The sequence below is a fragment of the Sulfitobacter sp. genome (genome assembly GCF_036961165.1).
Taxonomy (GTDB): domain Bacteria; phylum Pseudomonadota; class Alphaproteobacteria; order Rhodobacterales; family Rhodobacteraceae; genus Sulfitobacter.
Window position 1 is genome coordinate 207,333 of sequence record NZ_JBALVJ010000002.1, and the last position, 16,253, is coordinate 223,585.

Sequence of the window (16,253 nt, forward strand, 5' to 3'; positions counted from 1 at the left end):
GAATTGAAACATTTGACCGCTTTTGTGACACAGCGATGTGAGTAAATCCTGCAGACCCTTGTTGATTGACGTTGCGTCCATATCTTTGGGTAGAGAAACGGAGACATAATATGGCACAGCTCAAAAAGATTCTTCTGGTGGACGACGATGACGACCTGCGCGAGGCGTTGAGCGAACAGTTGATCATGACTGAAGATTTCGATGTATTCGAGGCCGCGAACGGCGCCGAAGCCATGAGCCGTGCAAAAGAAATGATCTATGATCTGTTGATCCTTGATGTCGGCCTACCTGATACGGATGGGCGCGAGCTGTGCCGCCTGCTGCGCAAGCAGGGCATCAAGAGCCCGATCATGATGCTGACGGGTCATGACGGCGATGCGGATACGATTTTGGGGCTGGACGCAGGTGCCAATGATTATGTCTCTAAGCCGTTCAAATTTCCGGTTTTGTTGGCGCGTATCCGCAGTCAGTTGCGCACACATGAGCAGTCCGAAGATGCGATTTTCCAATTGGGGCCTTACACCTTCAAGCCATCGATGAAGATGCTGATTACCGAAGACGACAAAAAGGTGCGCCTGACGGAGAAAGAAACCAACATTCTGAAATTCCTTCACCGGTCATCAGAGGGTGTTGTCGCCCGTGAGGTGCTGCTGCATGAGGTCTGGGGATATAATGCTGGCGTCACCACCCATACGCTTGAAACCCACATTTATCGCCTGCGCCAAAAGATCGAACCGGATCCGTCGAACGCCCGTCTGCTGGTCACTGAATCAGGTGGGTATCGATTAATGATCTAAGTGTGGGAACTTTTTTCATACTTAGATGTTAGTCTGATGAGAGACGGATTTTTTTCATGAGTTTCCTGTCTGAATAAAGCCGAAGCCGAGCGGCCGGGACGACTGCCGCTCTTTCCTCCCTGTTGGACTTGGCCGGGCCTCTGTGCCCGGTCTTTTTTGCCCTGATTGTGGTGGTTGCCCGCTGTCTCAGGCGTTAGGGTGCGCCAACACAACACCGGAGCCCACCCATGTCCTTTACCCTTGCCACCTGGAACATCAACTCAGTCCGCCTGCGTGAGCCTATCGTTTGCAAGCTGTTGGCCGAAGAAGGGCCTGATGTTTTGTGCCTGCAAGAGTGCAAAAGTCCGGTAGACAAGATCCCGATGGAGGCATTCAGCGCGCTTGGCTACACGCATATGGTTGCGGAGGGCCAAAAGGGCTACAATGGTGTGGCGATCCTTTCCAAACTGCCGCTTGAGCCAGCCGGCGCGCATGATTTTGCTCAGCTGGGCCATGCGCGGCACGTCGCTGCAAAGCTGCCGAACGGCGTGACTGTGCACAACTTTTACGTTCCCGCCGGCGGCGATGTGGCTGACCGTGAGGTGAACGAGAAATTTGGCCAAAAACTCGATTACCTGACGCAAATGCGGGACTTCTTTCGCGGAGACGCGCCGCAGAAATCTATTCTGGTAGGTGATCTGAATATTGCCCCGCGTGAAGATGACGTGTGGGACCACAAGAAACTGCTCAAAGTCGTGAGCCACACGCCAGTAGAGGTCGAAGCACTGGCACAGACACAGGACTCAGGAAAATGGGTGGATGTCACCCGTCAGGATATCCCTGATGGGCTGCTATACAGCTGGTGGAGCTACCGCGCCAAAGATTGGGACGAGGCGGATAAGGGCCGCAGGCTGGACCATGTTTGGGCCACGCCCGACATTTCCTCCTCCGCGCACAGTAGTCGCGTTTTGCGCGCCGCACGAGGCTGGGAAAAGCCCTCTGACCACGCACCAGTTTTTGCAACTTTTGATCTTTAAAGCTAAGGCTCTTTGAAACTGGTGGCCGAGGCTACATATAAGCGTCAACAGCCACGCATTGCATAATAGGACCGATGACATGATGGATATCAACCTGACCGCAGCCGCCCCCGCCGCCGACCTGATCAAAGACGGCACAGAAGCCACGTTTATGATAGATGTTGTCGAGGCGTCACAAACAACTCCGATCATTGTCGATTTTTGGGCGCCGTGGTGTGGCCCCTGCAAAACGCTTGGTCCCCAGCTTGAGGCGGCTGTGACAGCAGCCAAGGGCGCTGTGAAAATGGTCAAGATCAACGTGGACGAGGCTCAGGGGATTGCCGGTCAGCTGCAAATCCAGTCGGTCCCGACGGTTTATGCGTTCTGGCAGGGGCAGCCCGTCGACGGTTTTCAGGGCGAAGTGCCGCAATCTGAAATCACGGCCTTCGTGGACCGTGTGATCAAAGCCGCAGGCGGAGAATCCCCTACCGACACACTTAACGATGCAGTTGAGGCTGCTGAGGAAATGCTGGGCGAAGGGCAGGCGGAGGATGCGGCGCAGACGTTTGCAGCCATTCTGGGCGAAGACCCAATGCATGCGGGCGCTTATGGCGGGCTTGTGCGTGCGCATATCACCTTGGGCGATTTGGATCAGGCCGAAGGGCTTCTTAACGGCGCACCCATTGAAATCTCCAAAGCACCAGAGCTGGAGGTAGCGCATGCCCAGTTGGAGCTGGCGCGACAGGCAGCAGATGCAGGCCCTGTAACCGAGCTGGCAGCTGCTGTGGAGGCAGATGAGACTAATCTTCAAGCGCGATTTGATCTCGCTCAGGCGCTCTACGCTAACGGAGACGCCGAGGGTGCAGTGGATCAGCTTCTGGAACTGTTCAAACGCGACCGTGAATGGAATGACAGCGCCGCCAAAACCCAGCTTTTCACAATTTTTGATGCGCTAAAGGCTAGTGATCCTGTGGTCTTGAACGGTCGTCGTAAATTGAGCTCGATGATATTTGCCTGAGGCGATTGTCGCGCTAGTTCCAGCATATGATAAAAAACGCTGATTTACCTGACACGATCCCGATCTTCCCGCTGGGCGGAGCGTTGCTATTGCCGCGTTCCCGCTTACCGCTCCATGTCTTCGAGCCGCGTTATTTGCAGATGATCGAGGATGCGTTGAAAACCTCCACCCGCCTGATCGGGATGGTCCAGCCAAACATTGTCCCCGGCCGTGATGGCCCCGGGCTTCAAACGATTGGCTGCGCCGGACGGATCACCCAATTCTCCGAAACCGAGGATGGCAGGTACATGGTGACCCTTGCAGGGTTCTCACGCTACCGCGTGGTGAAGGAGGTAGAGGGCTTCAGCCCTTACCGTCGCTGCGAAGTTTCCTGGGACGGATTTGGTCAGGATCTGCAAAGTGAAGAAACCGATCCTGGCTTCAAGCGTAAGGTATTTTTGGATGCCCTAAGCCGATACTTCGACGAGAGAGGATTGTCGGCAGATTGGGAGACGCTCAAAGACGCCGATGACGAGTTGCTCATTAACTCGCTTTCCATGATGCTGGACTTTGATGCCGAGGATAAGCAGGCCTTGCTTGAAGCACCCTCGCTCAGCACGCGGCGCGAGACTTTGGTAACTTTGATAGAATACGCCCTGCGCGGGGGCGGAGACAGCGAGTTGATGCAATGAGCGATACAGTTGTAGAATTTGATCGCCGGATGCTTGAGGCGTTGATATGCCCGCGCAGCCACGAAACGCTAAGATATGACGCAGAGCGCCAAGAACTGGTGTCAAAATCCGCAGGTCTGGCCTATCCAATCCGAAACGGCATCCCCGTAATGCTGATTGACGAGGCGCGTGTGTTGGAGTGATACGGCTTTAAAGTGGCAAGCCGCGCATCAGCCGTGGTAGGTCGCCATTCAATCCCGCAGCTTCACGTATGAAAGTCCGTCGCAATCCGGGTAGGGCGCTGATAATCCCCATGCCAATATCGCGGGCAATCCGAACAAAGATATTATCGTTCGAGAACAGCTTGTTAAAGCTGTCCGTGGCAAGCGCCAGCGAAGTGTTATCAAATCGACGCCACTCCTGATAGCGCGCCAACGCGACGCCAGAACCGAAATCCTCTCCGCGCCGCTGTGCATCTACAATAACCTCACTAAGAGCGGCAATGTCACGGAAACCGGCGTTCAGGCCTTGGCCTGCGATGGGGTGCACACCGTGGGCGCTGTCCCCCACAAGTGCGATACGCGGTGCAACCATCTCATGCGCCAGCGACAGGCTCAGCGGATAAGTATAGCGCGCGCCAGCCAGTGAGATCTCGCCCAGAAAATCGCCAAAGCGAGGGCGTAAGACATCCAGATAGGCACTATCGTCTAACGCATGAATCCGAGCGGTGTTCTCGGCGCTTTCGGACCAGACGATCGAACTGCGGTTGCTGGTGAGCGGAAGGATGGCAAGCGGGCCGGGGGGCATGAAGAATTGATGCGCAATGCCGTGGTGGGGCAACTCATGCGCCACAGCGCAGACAAGGGCGGTTTGGCCATATGCCCAACCTGTCCGTTTGATACCCGCACGCGCCGCAGTGCCTGAACTGCGCCCATCCGCACCCACGCACAGCCGCGCCCGAAGCTGTTTGCCTGAAGCAAGGGTGAGCGTAATGCCCGTTAAATCGGCGTCTTGCGCGGATACTTCCGTGCTGTTCAGCACTTCGATCTGGTTGGAAGCCTCTACCGCCTCCATCAAGGCGCGGCGCAGGTGGCGGTCCTCAACCATATGGCCCATGGGGCCTTCTTCGATCTCGGCGTGATCGAAATGCATAAAGAACGGCGACGGGCCTTCACCGGCGCGGCCGTCCGTAACCTTGATCTCAAGCATCGGTTGGGCATGGTCAGCAACGGCGTCCCAAAGGCCGATTCCTTCGAGCAGCCGCACCGACGTCAACGCCAGCGCATAAGAGCGACCATCGAACCCGTCTGCCGCGCGCGGTGCTTTTGGCAGCGCATCAATAACTGTAATTTTGAGGCCGCTCTCTGCCAGAGCAAGGGCAAGGGCAGGGCCGTTCAGCCCCCCGCCAACAATCGCGATATCTGTATCAAATTTCATGTGGTCCAATATGGCCGTCAGCGGGGGATTGTCCATGCGCCCAAGCGCCGCTACCGTCACGTCCAACAAGATAGGGAGAGCAAAATGCAAGACTGGCTCAACATGACAGCCGCAGACCTTGGCCGTGGCATTGCGACAGGCGAAATTGATCCGGTCGCATTGTGCGACACCTACCTGAAAGCGATTGACGAACACCCCCTGCGCGACCGGATTTATGCGCGCGTCACCACAGATCGTGCACGCTCCGAAGCATCAGCAGCTGCGGCGCGGGCGAAGGCACGGCGGCGGCTTTCGCCGCTTGATGGTGTGCCGATCAGCTGGAAAGATCTGTTTGACAGCGCAGGTATCGGGACAGAAGCCGGCACCAAATTGCTGGCTGGCCGCATCCCTGATCATGACGCGATTGTTTTGCAGAATGCGACCGCCGCAGGCCTTGTTTGTCTGGGCAAAGTCCACATGAGCGAGCTTGCTTTTTCCGGTCTGGGGTACAACCCGTCAACGGCCACACCGCCCTGCGTGAACGATGCGGATGCGGTGCCTGGTGGGTCTTCATCTGGCTCTGCCGCCTCTGTCGCGTTCGGATTGGCTGCAGCAAGCATCGGCTCTGATACAGGCGGGTCCGTGCGTATTCCGGCGGCGTGGAATGATCTGGTGGGGCTAAAGACCACTCACGGGCGGCTTAGCCTTGAAGGCGTTGTGCCGCTTGCGCTGAAATTTGATACCATCGGGCCGCTGTGCCGTTCAGTCGAGGATGCAGCCCTGCTGACTGCTGCGCTAGAGGGCAGCAAAGCCCCTGACTTGCGTGGTGCATCGCTGAAGGGGCGGCGCTTTGCCATTCTTGAGACGGTGATGATGGAGGGCCTGCGGGACGCACCGAAGAAAGCATTTGTGAGCGCGGTTGCGCGACTTGAAGCGGCAGGTGCGGTGATTGACACAATCGAGGTGCCTGCTGCCCAGCAAGCGTTGGACATTTCCGGCCCTCTCATTACGTCCGAGGCTTACGGTCTGTGGATGGAAGTAATCGAAGCGGCACCAGAGAAAATGTACGCGGAAATTCTGCGGCGCTTCCGGCTTGGTCGTGACTATTCCGGCCCTGACTATGTCTCGGCGTGGGCTAAACTGGACGCCGCGCGTCACGCCTATGATCAGGCTACGGCAGGGTATGACGCAATCCTCGCGCCATCCTCGGCTGTGTTGCCGCCCAATCTGGAGCGGCTGAACGCCGACGCCGACTATTATGCGTCCGAGAACCTGATGGCGTTGCGCAACACACGGATTGGCAACCTGTTGGGGCTATGTGGGCTTACCCTGCCTACGGGTACGCCAAGCTGTGGTTTGATGATGCTTGCAGCGCCGGATCTGGACTATGCGTTGCTTCGATTGGGTGCTGCCGCCGAAGCGGCCCTGAAATAAGGGACCAAAAAGCCACAAGCGCCACCGATACATGGGGTTTTTCCTAGACGGCAGACAGCGGTTTAAGCTACCTTGGGACAAACGGGGCGATAACGACCCCGATCCGAGGCAGTTTTGATGAATTTTCCTGAGCGGTTTTCGAACCTTCCTGCTCATGCGTGGCCCCGTTTGCGTGCTCTTTTAGACGTGCACGAGGGGGGTGGTCCGCTGATCCAGATGACCATAGGCGAGCCGAAACATGCGTTTCCGGCTTGGGTTACTGATGTGATCGTAGAGAATGCTGCCGGTTTTAACAGCTATCCGCCCAATGACGGCTCTCCGGCGCTGCGCGGTGCGATTGCGGGCTGGATTAATCGACGCTACGGCGTGCCAGTTGATGCAGACACGCAAGTGATGGCGCTCAATGGTACGCGTGAAGGGCTGTACAACGCGGTGATCGCCCTTTGCCCTGAGACGAAGAATGGCCAGAAGCCTGCGATCCTGATTCCGAACCCTTTCTATCAGGTTTATATGATTGCTGCGATATCGGGTGCCTGCGATCCGGTCATGGTCAACGCTACCGAAGCTACAGGCCATCTGCCCGATTTTCAGGCCGTGGACGCGGCGACGCTGGACCGCACAGTTGCGGTTTATATCTGCTCTCCCGCCAACCCTCAGGGCTCTGTCGCGACACGCAGCTATTGGGAAGACCTGATCCGTCTGGCTGAAAAGCATGATTTCCTCATCTTCGCGGATGAGTGTTACTCTGAGATTTACCGTGACGCACCACCGGTCGGCGCGCTTCAAGTAGCGCACGAAATGGGCGCCGACTTGAACCGCGTGGTCATTTTCCACAGCCTGAGCAAGCGTTCGAACCTGCCGGGGTTGCGGTCGGGCTTTGTAGCCTCCGGAGCGGACTCAATTCGTGAGATCAAACAACTGCGCAATTATTCAGGCGCGCCCTTGCCGTTGCCACTGCAGGCGGCTTCGGCGGCCGTGTGGGACGACGAAGCACATGTGATCGAGAGCCGCGCGCTTTATGCAGAGAAGTTCGAGATTGCTGACCGCGTCTTTGGCAATGTCGCAGGCTACACCAGCCCCGAAGCAGGTTTCTTCCTGTGGCTGCCCGTTGAAGATGATGAAGAAGCCGCGGTCAAGCTGTGGCGCGAGACTGGGGTCAAAGTGCTGCCCGGCGGCTATCTGGCACAGGATGTGCCAGGCGTCGATAACCCCGGCAAAAAGTATATAAGAGTGGCTCTTGTGGCCCCGAAAGAAGAGACAGAGCGCGGCCTCACGGCCATCCGTGACTGTCTTTATCCGGTATAAGAGGGACGAGTTATGGCATATCACACACGACAGCGCGAGCCGCTGCTAGATAGCACAACAGCGGAAGCTATTGAAAAGCGTGGCAAGGAATTGCTGGGCGTTGTGCTTGTTGTACTGGGCGTGATGGCCGCAATGATGATCGGCAGCTATACGCCCGACGATCCTAACTGGATGCTTGCCACAGATGCACCTGCGCAGAACTGGCTTGGCCGGATGGGCGCTTCGCTTGCTGCGCCGCTGTTTATGATTGTGGGCTGGGGTGCTTGGGGTCTGGCGATTGTACTGCTGGTCTGGGGTGCGCGCTTTGCCCTGCACCGTGGGCAGGATCGTGCCATGGCCCGCCTGATTTTCGCGCCAATTGCTGTCGCTTTCGGCGCCATCTACGCCGCAACACTGACGCCTGGTACGGAGTGGCTGCAAACGCATAGCTTTGGTCTGGGCGGTTTATTCGGTGATACAGTTATGGGTGTGATCCTGACAGTGCTGCCCATCGGCTCTACCTTCACGATCAAGCTGATGTCGCTTTTGATGGGGCTGGTAATTCTGGGGATGGGCGCATTTGTCCTTGGCTTCACTCGGTCCGAGCTTTCGCGGTTTGCGCGCTTCCTGCTTGTGGGCACGATCATGGCCTACGCTGCATTGATGAACACTCTGGGCCGTGGTGCCTCTGGCGCTGTGGGTGTGGCGCAGAACCTGCAGTCCAAGCAGGCAGATCGTCGCGAGCATCGCCGCTCGGAAGTGGAGCAAGTCGCCGCCGAGGCGCGCGCACAGGCACAGGTTGCCCCAGCTGCCGCACGCCGATCACCGCTTGTTGCGAGCCGCGCAGCACCAGCCGAGGGCCACTGGGCTAACGAAAGTGCCGACTATGCGCGCGTTCAAGAAACAAAAACTGGGTTGCTGGCCCGTATGCCGGCGTTGATCAAGCGCCCGGATGCCTTGCCGGAGCTAGAACTTGTGGATACTTATCAGGACGTTGTTCTTGAGGATGCACCGGACTCAGACCGGATCAAGACCAAGATTTCCGACGTAATCAAGAACCGTGTTCGCTCAACAAACGCCGTACATGTGCCCGCAACTGCGCCCCTGACACGCGGACGTGGTCGCGGACCGGACCCACTGATCCTGAAAACAAGCCGCGCCGAACCGCCGCTGACCGCGCATGCCAGCCCAACGCCTCTGCCTGTGGAGCCGCAATTGACTGCACGGATCACCAATGCTGTCGCGACAGCTGCTGCGCGTGCGGTCGCGACAGCTGCTGCGCGTGCGATCCCGGCAGCCCCACCGGCACCCCATTACGCGGATGCAGCCCCGATGGATAGCTATGACGCGCTGACTGAGAATTACGCCGAAGACGAGACGAACATCTTTGTTGAGCCGGACATGGCGGAGGAGTGGGCCTACGTTGAACCGACCCCTGTCGTTTCTGCTGCCCAGGCGCCACAGATTCCCGTTGCAGAGCCGAAGCGCGTTGTGATGCCAATGATGCGCAAGCCTGTTCCGCAGAGCAAACAAGCCAAGGCCGAAGCGCAGCCCGCACTCTCATTCGACGAGACGCATGCAGGGTTTGAACTGCCTCCGTTGAGCTTGTTGGAGTCTGCGGATGACGTGCCACGCCTCCACCTCAGTGACGAGGCGTTGGAAGAGAACGCGCGCATGTTGGAAACCGTTCTGGATGACTACGGCGTTAAGGGTGAGATCGTCGCCGTGCGCCCCGGTCCGGTTGTCACCATGTATGAGCTTGAGCCCGCTCCCGGTCTTAAAGCGTCACGCGTGATCGGTCTGGCCGATGATATCGCTCGGTCAATGGCCGCTCTTTCCGCGCGTGTCTCTACGGTGCCGGGCCGTTCGGTCATCGGGATCGAACTGCCGAATGAAAACCGTGAGAAGGTCGTGCTGCGCGAAATCCTCAGTAGCCGTGATTTCGGCGATGGCAATCAGAACCTGCCGCTGGCGTTGGGTAAAGACATCGGCGGCGAGCCTGTTGTGGCGAACCTTGCCAAGATGCCTCACCTGTTGATCGCGGGTACAACGGGTTCAGGTAAATCCGTTGCGATTAACACCATGATCCTCAGCCTGCTGTATAAACTGACACCGCAAGAATGCCGGATGATCATGATTGACCCCAAGATGCTGGAACTCAGCGTCTATGATGGCATCCCGCATCTGCTGTCGCCGGTGGTGACCGACCCTAAGAAGGCGCTTGTGGCCCTCAAATGGACGGTGGGCGAGATGGAAGACCGCTATCGCAAGATGTCCAAAATGGGCGTGCGTAACATCGAAGGCTACAACGGCCGCGTGAAAGAGGCGCTTGCCAAAGGCGAATTGTTCAGCCGCACAGTCCAGACCGGATTTGACGAGGATACCGGCGAGCCGATTTTCGAGACAGAAGAAAACACGCCCGTGGCACTGCCCTATATCGTCGTGATCGTGGACGAGATGGCAGACCTGATGATGGTTGCCGGCAAAGAGATCGAGGCCTGCATCCAGCGTCTGGCGCAGATGGCGCGGGCATCTGGTATCCACCTGATCATGGCGACGCAGCGTCCGTCGGTGGACGTGATCACCGGTACGATCAAGGCTAACTTCCCGACTCGGATCTCGTTCCAGGTCACCAGCAAGATCGACAGCCGCACCATTCTGGGTGAGATGGGTGCCGAGCAGCTGCTGGGGATGGGGGACATGCTTTATATGGCCGGTGGCTCCAAAATCGTGCGCTGCCACGGTCCGTTTGTGAGCGATGAGGAAGTTGAGGAAATCGTCAACCACCTCAAGCAATTCGGCGAACCTGATTACGTTTCTGGCGTGGTAGAAGGCCCGCCGGAAGACAAGGAAGCGGACATCGACACGGTGCTTGGCCTTAACACGGGCGGGAACACCGATGGCGAGGATGCGCTTTACGATACGGCTGTTCAGGTAGTGATCAGGGATCGGAAGTGTTCCACCTCGTACATCCAACGAAAGCTTGCAATCGGCTATAACAAAGCCGCCCGACTGGTAGAACAGATGGAGGAGGAGGGACTTGTCTCTCCAGCCAACCATGTCGGTAAACGCGAAATACTCGTGCCGGAACAGGGCTAACCTCCCCCACCGGCATCCTCGTAGAAATGGCTCTCCTTCTCAGAGGAGGGCCATTTTGCATTTCGGGTTGGCGCTTGATCGCCCATTCGGGGGGAAACGGCGGAACATATGCGCAAGCCGTGCAGTTGATATCGCATATCAATGCGTCCCCGCCTATGTTGAGGGTAACGCAAAATAAACGAGCACAGGAAGATCCATATGCGATTTCTGAAGACCATCACGCTGGGCGCAGTTCTAGTCCTTGCAGCAACTGGCGCATGGGCTGACAAGCTGCCCTTGGGTAGTATCAGTAGTTATCTGAACAGCCTGACGACCGCCAAAGGAGAGTTCACCCAGATCAACGGCGACGGGACCATCTCGACCGGTACGATCTATATCAAACGTCCGGGCCGTGTGCGGTTTGAATATAACGCCCCTGATACTGGCCTTGTGATCGCAGGTTCCAATACGGTTGTGATCTACGACACCAAGTCAAACCAGCCGCCTGAAACCTATCCGCTGTCGCGCACACCGCTGTCGATCATTCTGGCGCGGAACGTGAACCTTGGGCAGGCCAAGATGGTCACCGGACACGCGTATGATGGCAAGGCCACAACGGTCACGGCGCAAGACCCCGACAATCCGCAATACGGCAATATCCAGATGAAGTTCACCGGCCCAACGCCGGAGTTGCGCCAGTGGATTATCAATGACGGAAACGGCTCTCAGACGACAGTTGTTCTGGGCGATCTGAGGAAGGGCGGAAGCCTGCCCAATACTTTGTTTGATACCAGCAAGGACGGCCGCTAACCGATACTGATAAGTGCGAAAAGGCGCGGACAGTTCCCTGTGCGCGCCCTTTTTACTGTCTATTGATAGCTCTTTAACGAAGCCTGCATCCTGCGATCTGGTCGCGATACATTAGCGAACGGGCCTCGACCTTACTGGCTACACCTACAAGCCACGGCTTGCTGTTATAGCTGGCGCGGTTAAAGCCTGTGTGGCCCTCATGATAGGCCAGATACTGGTTGCGCGCATCGGTCAACGGAATGCCGTTACGCTGACGACTGATGTTCATATACCAACCCATAAAGTCGGTGGCGTCTTTGATTCTATTGCGCTTAGCGCCCATCCGTCTTTCGGCACTAAGGTATTCACCCCACGTGGCGTCCAACGCCTGACTGTAGCCGTAGGCGCTGGATTGGCGGCCCATTGGAATCACCCCCAATACATAGCGAAAGGGTGTACGCGCATCGCCAACGAACTTGCTTTCCTGATGGATCGTGGCCATTTGCACGTGAATAGGAACGCCCCATTTCCGCTCAACCGCTTTGAAAGCTCTGTGATATTCAGGGCGCTGTTTGAGAATCGTGCAGGCATTGTCCAGATCCCGCGGCGGGTTGCTGGACGAACCGCCGCAGCTTGCCAGCAGCAGCACGAGTATCATAGCGCGAAGGGGTGTTTTCATCTGCCTATCGCCTCAAATGTCGTTTTTATATTTGGAGCAACTATAGCGTAGATAGGGTCGGATTTACAGAGAAAACCTACAATAATACTGCCAAAAGAAGCGGCAATGCGCCGACCGAGATCAGGGTCGATACTACCACAAGGCCCGCGACCGCTTGTGCGTCGGCACCATATTTTTCGGCCAACAGATAAGAGGTTACGGCAACAGGCGTCGCTACTTGCAACACGAGCACGCCGAAGGCGACCCGCTCCAGATCAAAAGCCAGCGCTGCAATCCACGCAATTCCCACGCACAGGGCGAGCTTGACCACCGACAGCAACACTGCGCGCCCGATCCCGCCGGGGGTGAGTCGCGCCACGGCGACGCCAAGCGTGATCAGCATCAGCGGTATGGCCATCTGCCCGATCAGTTCTAGCGTGTTGGTCACGAAGGTCGGTGTCTGCCAACCTTGCCACAAGAAGACCCCGCCTAGAAGTGTGGCCCACACCAGCGGTTCACGAAGCACTTTGCCGAAGCTGCCCGTGCCTGCGACCAACCAAATGCCAAAGGTGAATGTCCAGATCGCCATGATTGCAAAGACGATCACAGCATAGCTGAGCCCTTCTGGGCCAAAGGCAAACAGGGCGAGCGGCAAACCCAAATTTCCGGTATTTCCAAAAATCATGGGGGCCATATATGTCCGGCGGTGCAGGCCCGCAGCCCAGAGGAAAACCGCCGCCGCAACCGTAAGCGCCAGATAGGCCGCGATCGTGGCAAGCGACAGCGCTGTAAGAGCGGCCGGATCAATCTGGGTCTGCATGAGGGATGTGAAGATTAGGCAAGGTATCGCAAGGGTCATTGCCAACTGTGTGACAAAGTTGATGCGGTACTCAAATCCCAGCCTCACCCAGCAAAAACCAACCGCAGCCAGTAAAAAAACGGGTGCGACGATCTCAAGCACGGTTAGCGTCAAGTTCACAGACTGTTTCCTTTAACTAAGCTGCATTGATTGGACAAAATGCCCTTGTTTCGGGTAGAAACCAAGGGTAGGGAGCGCATTGCTATGATCAGAACGCGCGCAAAATATCACTTGGGACAGGTTGTCCGTCATAAGAAGCACCCGTTTCGCGGGGTTATTTTTGACGTGGATCCCCAATTCGCGAATACCGAAGAATGGTACGAGTCGATCCCTGAAGAAAGCCGCCCGATCAAAGGCCAGCCCTACTATCATCTACTGGCCGAAAATGATCAAAGCTATTACGTGGCATATGTCTCTGAACAGAATCTTGTGGCGGATTATTCAGGTGAGCCTGTCGACCATCCTGACATCGGTGATCTGTTTGGCCCGTTTGAAAACGGCGCCTATCCGCTACACTTCCAACTAAACTAAGAAGGTTTGCGGGGACGCCAGAAGCGCCCCCGCAACGTTGTTCAAAATCCAAGCGCACAGCCATCTTTGCGGGCATCGGATGCCCCTTCCAGAACGCCGCTTTCGTGGATCTTGATCGCCTGCGCACCGCCGATTGCGGTTCGCGGAATTTCCACCTTGTGGCCCATGTCTGACAATTCGGCGCGGATTGCGTCGGAATAACCGCGCTCGACGTTGAGAACGCCTTTGTCAGTAAACGCGCGCGGCGCATCAATTGCTGCCTGCGGGTCCATGCCGAAATCAGCCAGATTGGTCGCAAAACGGGCGTGTCCGCAGCACTGATATGCGCCACCCATCACGCCAAACGGCATGGTGACGCGGCCACCTTCCCGAATCATCCCGGGGATGATGGTGTGCATGGGCCTTTTGCCGCCCTTAAGCTCGTTCGGGTGACCTTCCTCAAGTGTGAAGCCGGCGCCACGGTTTTGCAGAAGCAGGCCAAATTTGTCTGTACCGATGCCCGAGCCGAAGCCGTGGAAGATCGAGTAGATGAGCGATACGGCCATGCCATCACCATCCACCACAGTGATATAGATCGTGTCCTTGTGAACGGCCTCTGTCAGCGCGGCGGGGCTTTGCATTGCTTTAGACGGATCGATCAAGGCCGCAAGCCGTTTGGCTGTATCCATCTCCAGCATATAGTCGGCGCGGCTGGCATAGTCGGCATCTGCAAGGAAGCGGTTGCGCGCATCGTAAGCCAGTTTTGTCGCCTCAGCCTCGATATGGACACGCTGGGCGCCCAGCGGGTCCATCCCTGCAATATCGAACTGGGACAGAATGTTAAGCATCAACAGGGCTGTTGCGCCTTGGCCGTTCGGCGGATGCTCGACCACCTCGATATCTTTGTAGGACCCCGCAATGGGTGTAGTGGGTGTGCAGGAAACAGCAGCGAAATCCTCGGTCGTGTGTACGCCGCCCATGGCGTTCAACGCGGCCAGCATATCCTCTGCGATTTCACCGGTGTAAAAGGCGTCGCGGCCGTCTTTGGCAATGCGCCGTAGCACCTCTGCCTGACCGGGTGCGCGGAAGATATCACCCGCTTTCGGTGGTTTGCCGCCCACCAAGTAATGATCCCGCGCGGAGCCCTGAAGCGTGTCCGCATCGTTGCTCCAGTCAAAGGAAACACGAGGCGCCACGACAACGCCCTGATCCGCATAGCGAATCGCGGGCGCAAGCAAAGCATCAAGGCCCAGCTTGCCGACTGTCTCGGACAGGTGACAAAATGCGTCAATTGCGCCTGGTATCGTCACAGCATGGGCCGAGCGGAGCGGGACTTTTTTTTCTCCTGCATCGCGCAACATGGCTGCGTTCAGGGCCGCTGGTGCGCGGCCAGACCCATTGAGTGCATGAACTTTGTTGCTGCCCCCTTCTGACCACAGAACAAAGCAGTCGCCGCCAATACCTGTCATCTGCGGCTCGCAAATTCCCAGCAGCACAGCGCCTGCAATGGCGGCATCCATCGCGTTGCCGCCCTGCTCAAGCACGTCAATGGCTGCTTTTGCCCCCAAAGGGTGGGACGTGGCACACATGCCGCCTGTTGCCAGCACCGGCGACCGGCCGGGGAATTGGAAGTCACGCATCAGAAAAAACCTCGTTGAGTCATATGTTCACGCTGAACCTAGTGTGTTCATGCAGGCGTGCCAATGCGAATGACACGTATATGATTTGCGGGAGGTTAGTGCCCCGGCGCCGCGTACTGGGTGGGGGCAATGAAACGCGACGCCGAGGGAAGCTATATGCAGCTACAAGACCATGTATGCCGTCCAAGAGTGACAAGAATGTGATGGTGATGGGGCAATGGCAAGGTTTTGCGGTGCCATTTTCATGCCAAGCGGAAGAAGGCGCTACGACGTGATATCGAAGTGCAGGCTTAGGTGATTTGCTTCGCTGACCCGCACATATTCTACATCACGAGCAAGCGCATGGATCATATGCCAGCCGAAACCACCTTCGGGCAGGTTCTCAAATTCCACATCCAGTTCGGGGGCATGCCCTGTTGGCAGCGCTTCGTGTGGCATCGGTTTGCCCTGATCGATAATTGTAAGACGCAGGCAAGCCGCGTTGTAACTTCCCCTGATCTCGATTCGGGATTGGGGTGTTACCGTTGCCAGTGCATGCTCCACCGTGTTGTTCAGCGCTTCTGCCAGCACCAGCTCCACAGAGCCTGCCTTGTCTTGTGGAAGGTCCAGCGATGCCAAGCGTGCCATCGTCTGTGCAATCCCGTCACGTACGGCATCTTGCGATCCCGCGATTACGATACTGAAGGGCTGAATTTTGCACCGCTCAGCCATCGCATGGGTCCGGTCGGGGCAGAATCATGCCTTTATCTCCGCCAAAGCTTCTTCAACTGTCGAAAAGACGCCAAAGACGCTATCCATACGGGTCAGACGAAATACCTTAGCCACGGTCGTAGTTAGCCCTGCCAGAATTAGTCGGCGGTCCGGTCCAAGGTTCTTCATCGACGCAACAATAGCACCAAGGCCGCTGGAATCGATAAATTGAACATGGTTGAGATCTAAAAGCACTGGCTCCGTGCCTTCCTCCGTTATCTCACGCATTCGGTCCTTGAAGGCCAATGCCACGGCGGCATCGATGCGCTGTTCCTGAACGGTTACGATCTGTATCCCCGGTTCCCTTGAGCTGGTAAGTTCCATGATATATTCCTGCAAACATTGCGTGCGACTCCTTCTTAGAACCAAATGGCT

Annotated in this window: 16 protein-coding genes; 10 read left to right on the forward strand and 6 right to left on the reverse strand. The window is 57.0% G+C overall.

The annotated features are described in order from the left end of the window. The first annotated feature begins 110 nt into the window (after window positions 1–110). The 5 genes from V7730_RS02245 (at window position 111) to V7730_RS02265 (ending at window position 3,663) form a co-directional block, all read left to right on the forward strand. On the forward strand, window positions 111–797 hold the full coding sequence (locus V7730_RS02245; RefSeq protein WP_335745954.1) for a response regulator transcription factor: 687 nt from the start codon (window positions 111–113) through the stop codon (window positions 795–797). 227 nt (window positions 798–1,024) lie between these two features. Continuing rightward, on the forward strand, window positions 1,025–1,813 hold the full coding sequence (locus V7730_RS02250; protein WP_335745955.1) for an exodeoxyribonuclease III: 789 nt from the start codon (window positions 1,025–1,027) through the stop codon (window positions 1,811–1,813). Window positions 1,814–1,892: 79 nt separating this feature from the next. Beyond that, a complete protein-coding gene (locus V7730_RS02255; RefSeq protein ID WP_335745956.1) occupies window positions 1,893–2,810 on the forward strand; it encodes a co-chaperone YbbN in 918 nt (305 codons plus the stop codon). 26 nt (window positions 2,811–2,836) lie between these two features. After that, entirely contained in the window at window positions 2,837–3,481 is a 645-nt protein-coding gene (locus V7730_RS02260; protein WP_335745957.1) for an LON peptidase substrate-binding domain-containing protein, read from the forward strand. Beyond that, window positions 3,478–3,663 carry a Trm112 family protein gene (locus tag V7730_RS02265; RefSeq protein WP_335745958.1) on the forward strand — a complete coding sequence of 62 codons (186 nt, stop codon included), beginning with the start codon at window positions 3,478–3,480 and terminating at the stop codon, window positions 3,661–3,663. The genes V7730_RS02260 and V7730_RS02265 overlap by 4 nt, the downstream gene beginning before the upstream one ends. 7 nt (window positions 3,664–3,670) lie before the next feature. Here V7730_RS02265 and V7730_RS02270 read toward each other — a convergent pair whose 3' ends face one another. Next, the gene (locus tag V7730_RS02270; RefSeq protein WP_335745991.1) at window positions 3,671–4,897 is read right to left on the reverse strand and encodes an FAD-dependent monooxygenase; all 1,227 of its coding nucleotides are present in this window, start codon (window positions 4,895–4,897) and stop codon (window positions 3,671–3,673) included. Between the two features lie 84 nt (window positions 4,898–4,981). On the opposite strand from V7730_RS02270, the gene V7730_RS02275 reads away from it, so the two are divergent. From V7730_RS02275 to V7730_RS02290, 4 genes are all read left to right on the forward strand, one after another. Then, window positions 4,982–6,310, forward strand: coding sequence for an amidase (locus tag V7730_RS02275; protein ID WP_335745959.1), 1,329 nt, complete (start codon window positions 4,982–4,984; stop codon window positions 6,308–6,310). A 117-nt stretch (window positions 6,311–6,427) separates the two neighbouring features. Then, entirely contained in the window at window positions 6,428–7,615 is a 1,188-nt protein-coding gene (locus V7730_RS02280) for an aminotransferase class I/II-fold pyridoxal phosphate-dependent enzyme (RefSeq protein WP_335745960.1), read from the forward strand. A 12-nt stretch (window positions 7,616–7,627) separates the two neighbouring features. Beyond that, a complete protein-coding gene (locus V7730_RS02285) occupies window positions 7,628–10,693 on the forward strand; it encodes a DNA translocase FtsK (protein WP_335745961.1) in 3,066 nt (1,021 codons plus the stop codon). A 198-nt stretch (window positions 10,694–10,891) separates the two neighbouring features. Further along, on the forward strand, window positions 10,892–11,482 hold the full coding sequence (locus V7730_RS02290) for a LolA family protein (RefSeq protein ID WP_335745962.1): 591 nt from the start codon (window positions 10,892–10,894) through the stop codon (window positions 11,480–11,482). Between the two features lie 73 nt (window positions 11,483–11,555). On the opposite strand, the gene V7730_RS02295 is transcribed toward V7730_RS02290, so the two are convergent. Together V7730_RS02295 and V7730_RS02300 are read right to left on the reverse strand one after the other, a co-directional pair. Beyond that, entirely contained in the window at window positions 11,556–12,140 is a 585-nt protein-coding gene (locus V7730_RS02295) for a transglycosylase SLT domain-containing protein (RefSeq protein WP_335745963.1), read from the reverse strand. Window positions 12,141–12,216: 76 nt separating this feature from the next. Further along, a complete protein-coding gene (locus V7730_RS02300; protein WP_335745964.1) occupies window positions 12,217–13,098 on the reverse strand; it encodes an AEC family transporter in 882 nt (293 codons plus the stop codon). Window positions 13,099–13,182: 84 nt separating this feature from the next. Here V7730_RS02300 and hspQ point away from each other — a divergent pair, with 84 nt between their 5' ends. Then, window positions 13,183–13,509 carry a heat shock protein HspQ gene (hspQ, locus tag V7730_RS02305; protein ID WP_259997474.1) on the forward strand — a complete coding sequence of 109 codons (327 nt, stop codon included), beginning with the start codon at window positions 13,183–13,185 and terminating at the stop codon, window positions 13,507–13,509. Window positions 13,510–13,550: 41 nt separating this feature from the next. Here the strand turns inward: hspQ and V7730_RS02310 are convergent, their stop codons facing one another. The 3 genes from V7730_RS02310 to V7730_RS02320 all read right to left on the reverse strand — a co-directional run bounded on the left by V7730_RS02310 (window position 13,551) and on the right by V7730_RS02320 (window position 16,202). Beyond that, window positions 13,551–15,128, reverse strand: coding sequence for a gamma-glutamyltransferase family protein (locus V7730_RS02310; RefSeq protein WP_335745965.1), 1,578 nt, complete (start codon window positions 15,126–15,128; stop codon window positions 13,551–13,553). 264 nt (window positions 15,129–15,392) lie between these two features. Continuing rightward, window positions 15,393–15,839: an ATP-binding protein gene (locus V7730_RS02315; protein WP_335745966.1), complete on the reverse strand. Its 447-nt coding sequence runs from the start codon at window positions 15,837–15,839 to the stop codon at window positions 15,393–15,395. Between the two features lie 24 nt (window positions 15,840–15,863). Continuing rightward, entirely contained in the window at window positions 15,864–16,202 is a 339-nt protein-coding gene (locus V7730_RS02320) for an STAS domain-containing protein (RefSeq protein ID WP_335745967.1), read from the reverse strand. Window positions 16,203–16,253: the final 51 nt, after the last annotated feature.

Bases quoted from the DNA above. Each gene is read 5' to 3' on its own strand.
- V7730_RS02245 (WP_335745954.1), top strand. From the start codon at position 111: ATGGCACAGCTCAAAAAGATTCTTCTGGTGGACGACGATGACGACCTG.
- V7730_RS02250 (WP_335745955.1), top strand. From the start codon at position 1,025: ATGTCCTTTACCCTTGCCACCTGGAACATCAACTCAGTCCGCCTGCGT.
- V7730_RS02255 (WP_335745956.1), top strand. From the start codon at position 1,893: ATGATGGATATCAACCTGACCGCAGCCGCCCCCGCCGCCGACCTGATC.
- V7730_RS02260 (WP_335745957.1), top strand. From the start codon at position 2,837: ATGATAAAAAACGCTGATTTACCTGACACGATCCCGATCTTCCCGCTG.
- V7730_RS02265 (WP_335745958.1), top strand. From the start codon at position 3,478: ATGAGCGATACAGTTGTAGAATTTGATCGCCGGATGCTTGAGGCGTTG.
- V7730_RS02270 (WP_335745991.1), bottom strand. From the start codon at position 4,897: ATGAAATTTGATACAGATATCGCGATTGTTGGCGGGGGGCTGAACGGC.
- V7730_RS02275 (WP_335745959.1), top strand. From the start codon at position 4,982: ATGCAAGACTGGCTCAACATGACAGCCGCAGACCTTGGCCGTGGCATT.
- V7730_RS02280 (WP_335745960.1), top strand. From the start codon at position 6,428: ATGAATTTTCCTGAGCGGTTTTCGAACCTTCCTGCTCATGCGTGGCCC.
- V7730_RS02285 (WP_335745961.1), top strand. From the start codon at position 7,628: ATGGCATATCACACACGACAGCGCGAGCCGCTGCTAGATAGCACAACA.
- V7730_RS02290 (WP_335745962.1), top strand. From the start codon at position 10,892: ATGCGATTTCTGAAGACCATCACGCTGGGCGCAGTTCTAGTCCTTGCA.
- V7730_RS02295 (WP_335745963.1), bottom strand. From the start codon at position 12,140: ATGAAAACACCCCTTCGCGCTATGATACTCGTGCTGCTGCTGGCAAGC.
- hspQ (WP_259997474.1), top strand. From the start codon at position 13,183: ATGATCAGAACGCGCGCAAAATATCACTTGGGACAGGTTGTCCGTCAT.
- V7730_RS02310 (WP_335745965.1), bottom strand. From the start codon at position 15,128: ATGCGTGACTTCCAATTCCCCGGCCGGTCGCCGGTGCTGGCAACAGGC.
- V7730_RS02315 (WP_335745966.1), bottom strand. From the start codon at position 15,839: ATGGCTGAGCGGTGCAAAATTCAGCCCTTCAGTATCGTAATCGCGGGA.
- V7730_RS02320 (WP_335745967.1), bottom strand. From the start codon at position 16,202: ATGGAACTTACCAGCTCAAGGGAACCGGGGATACAGATCGTAACCGTT.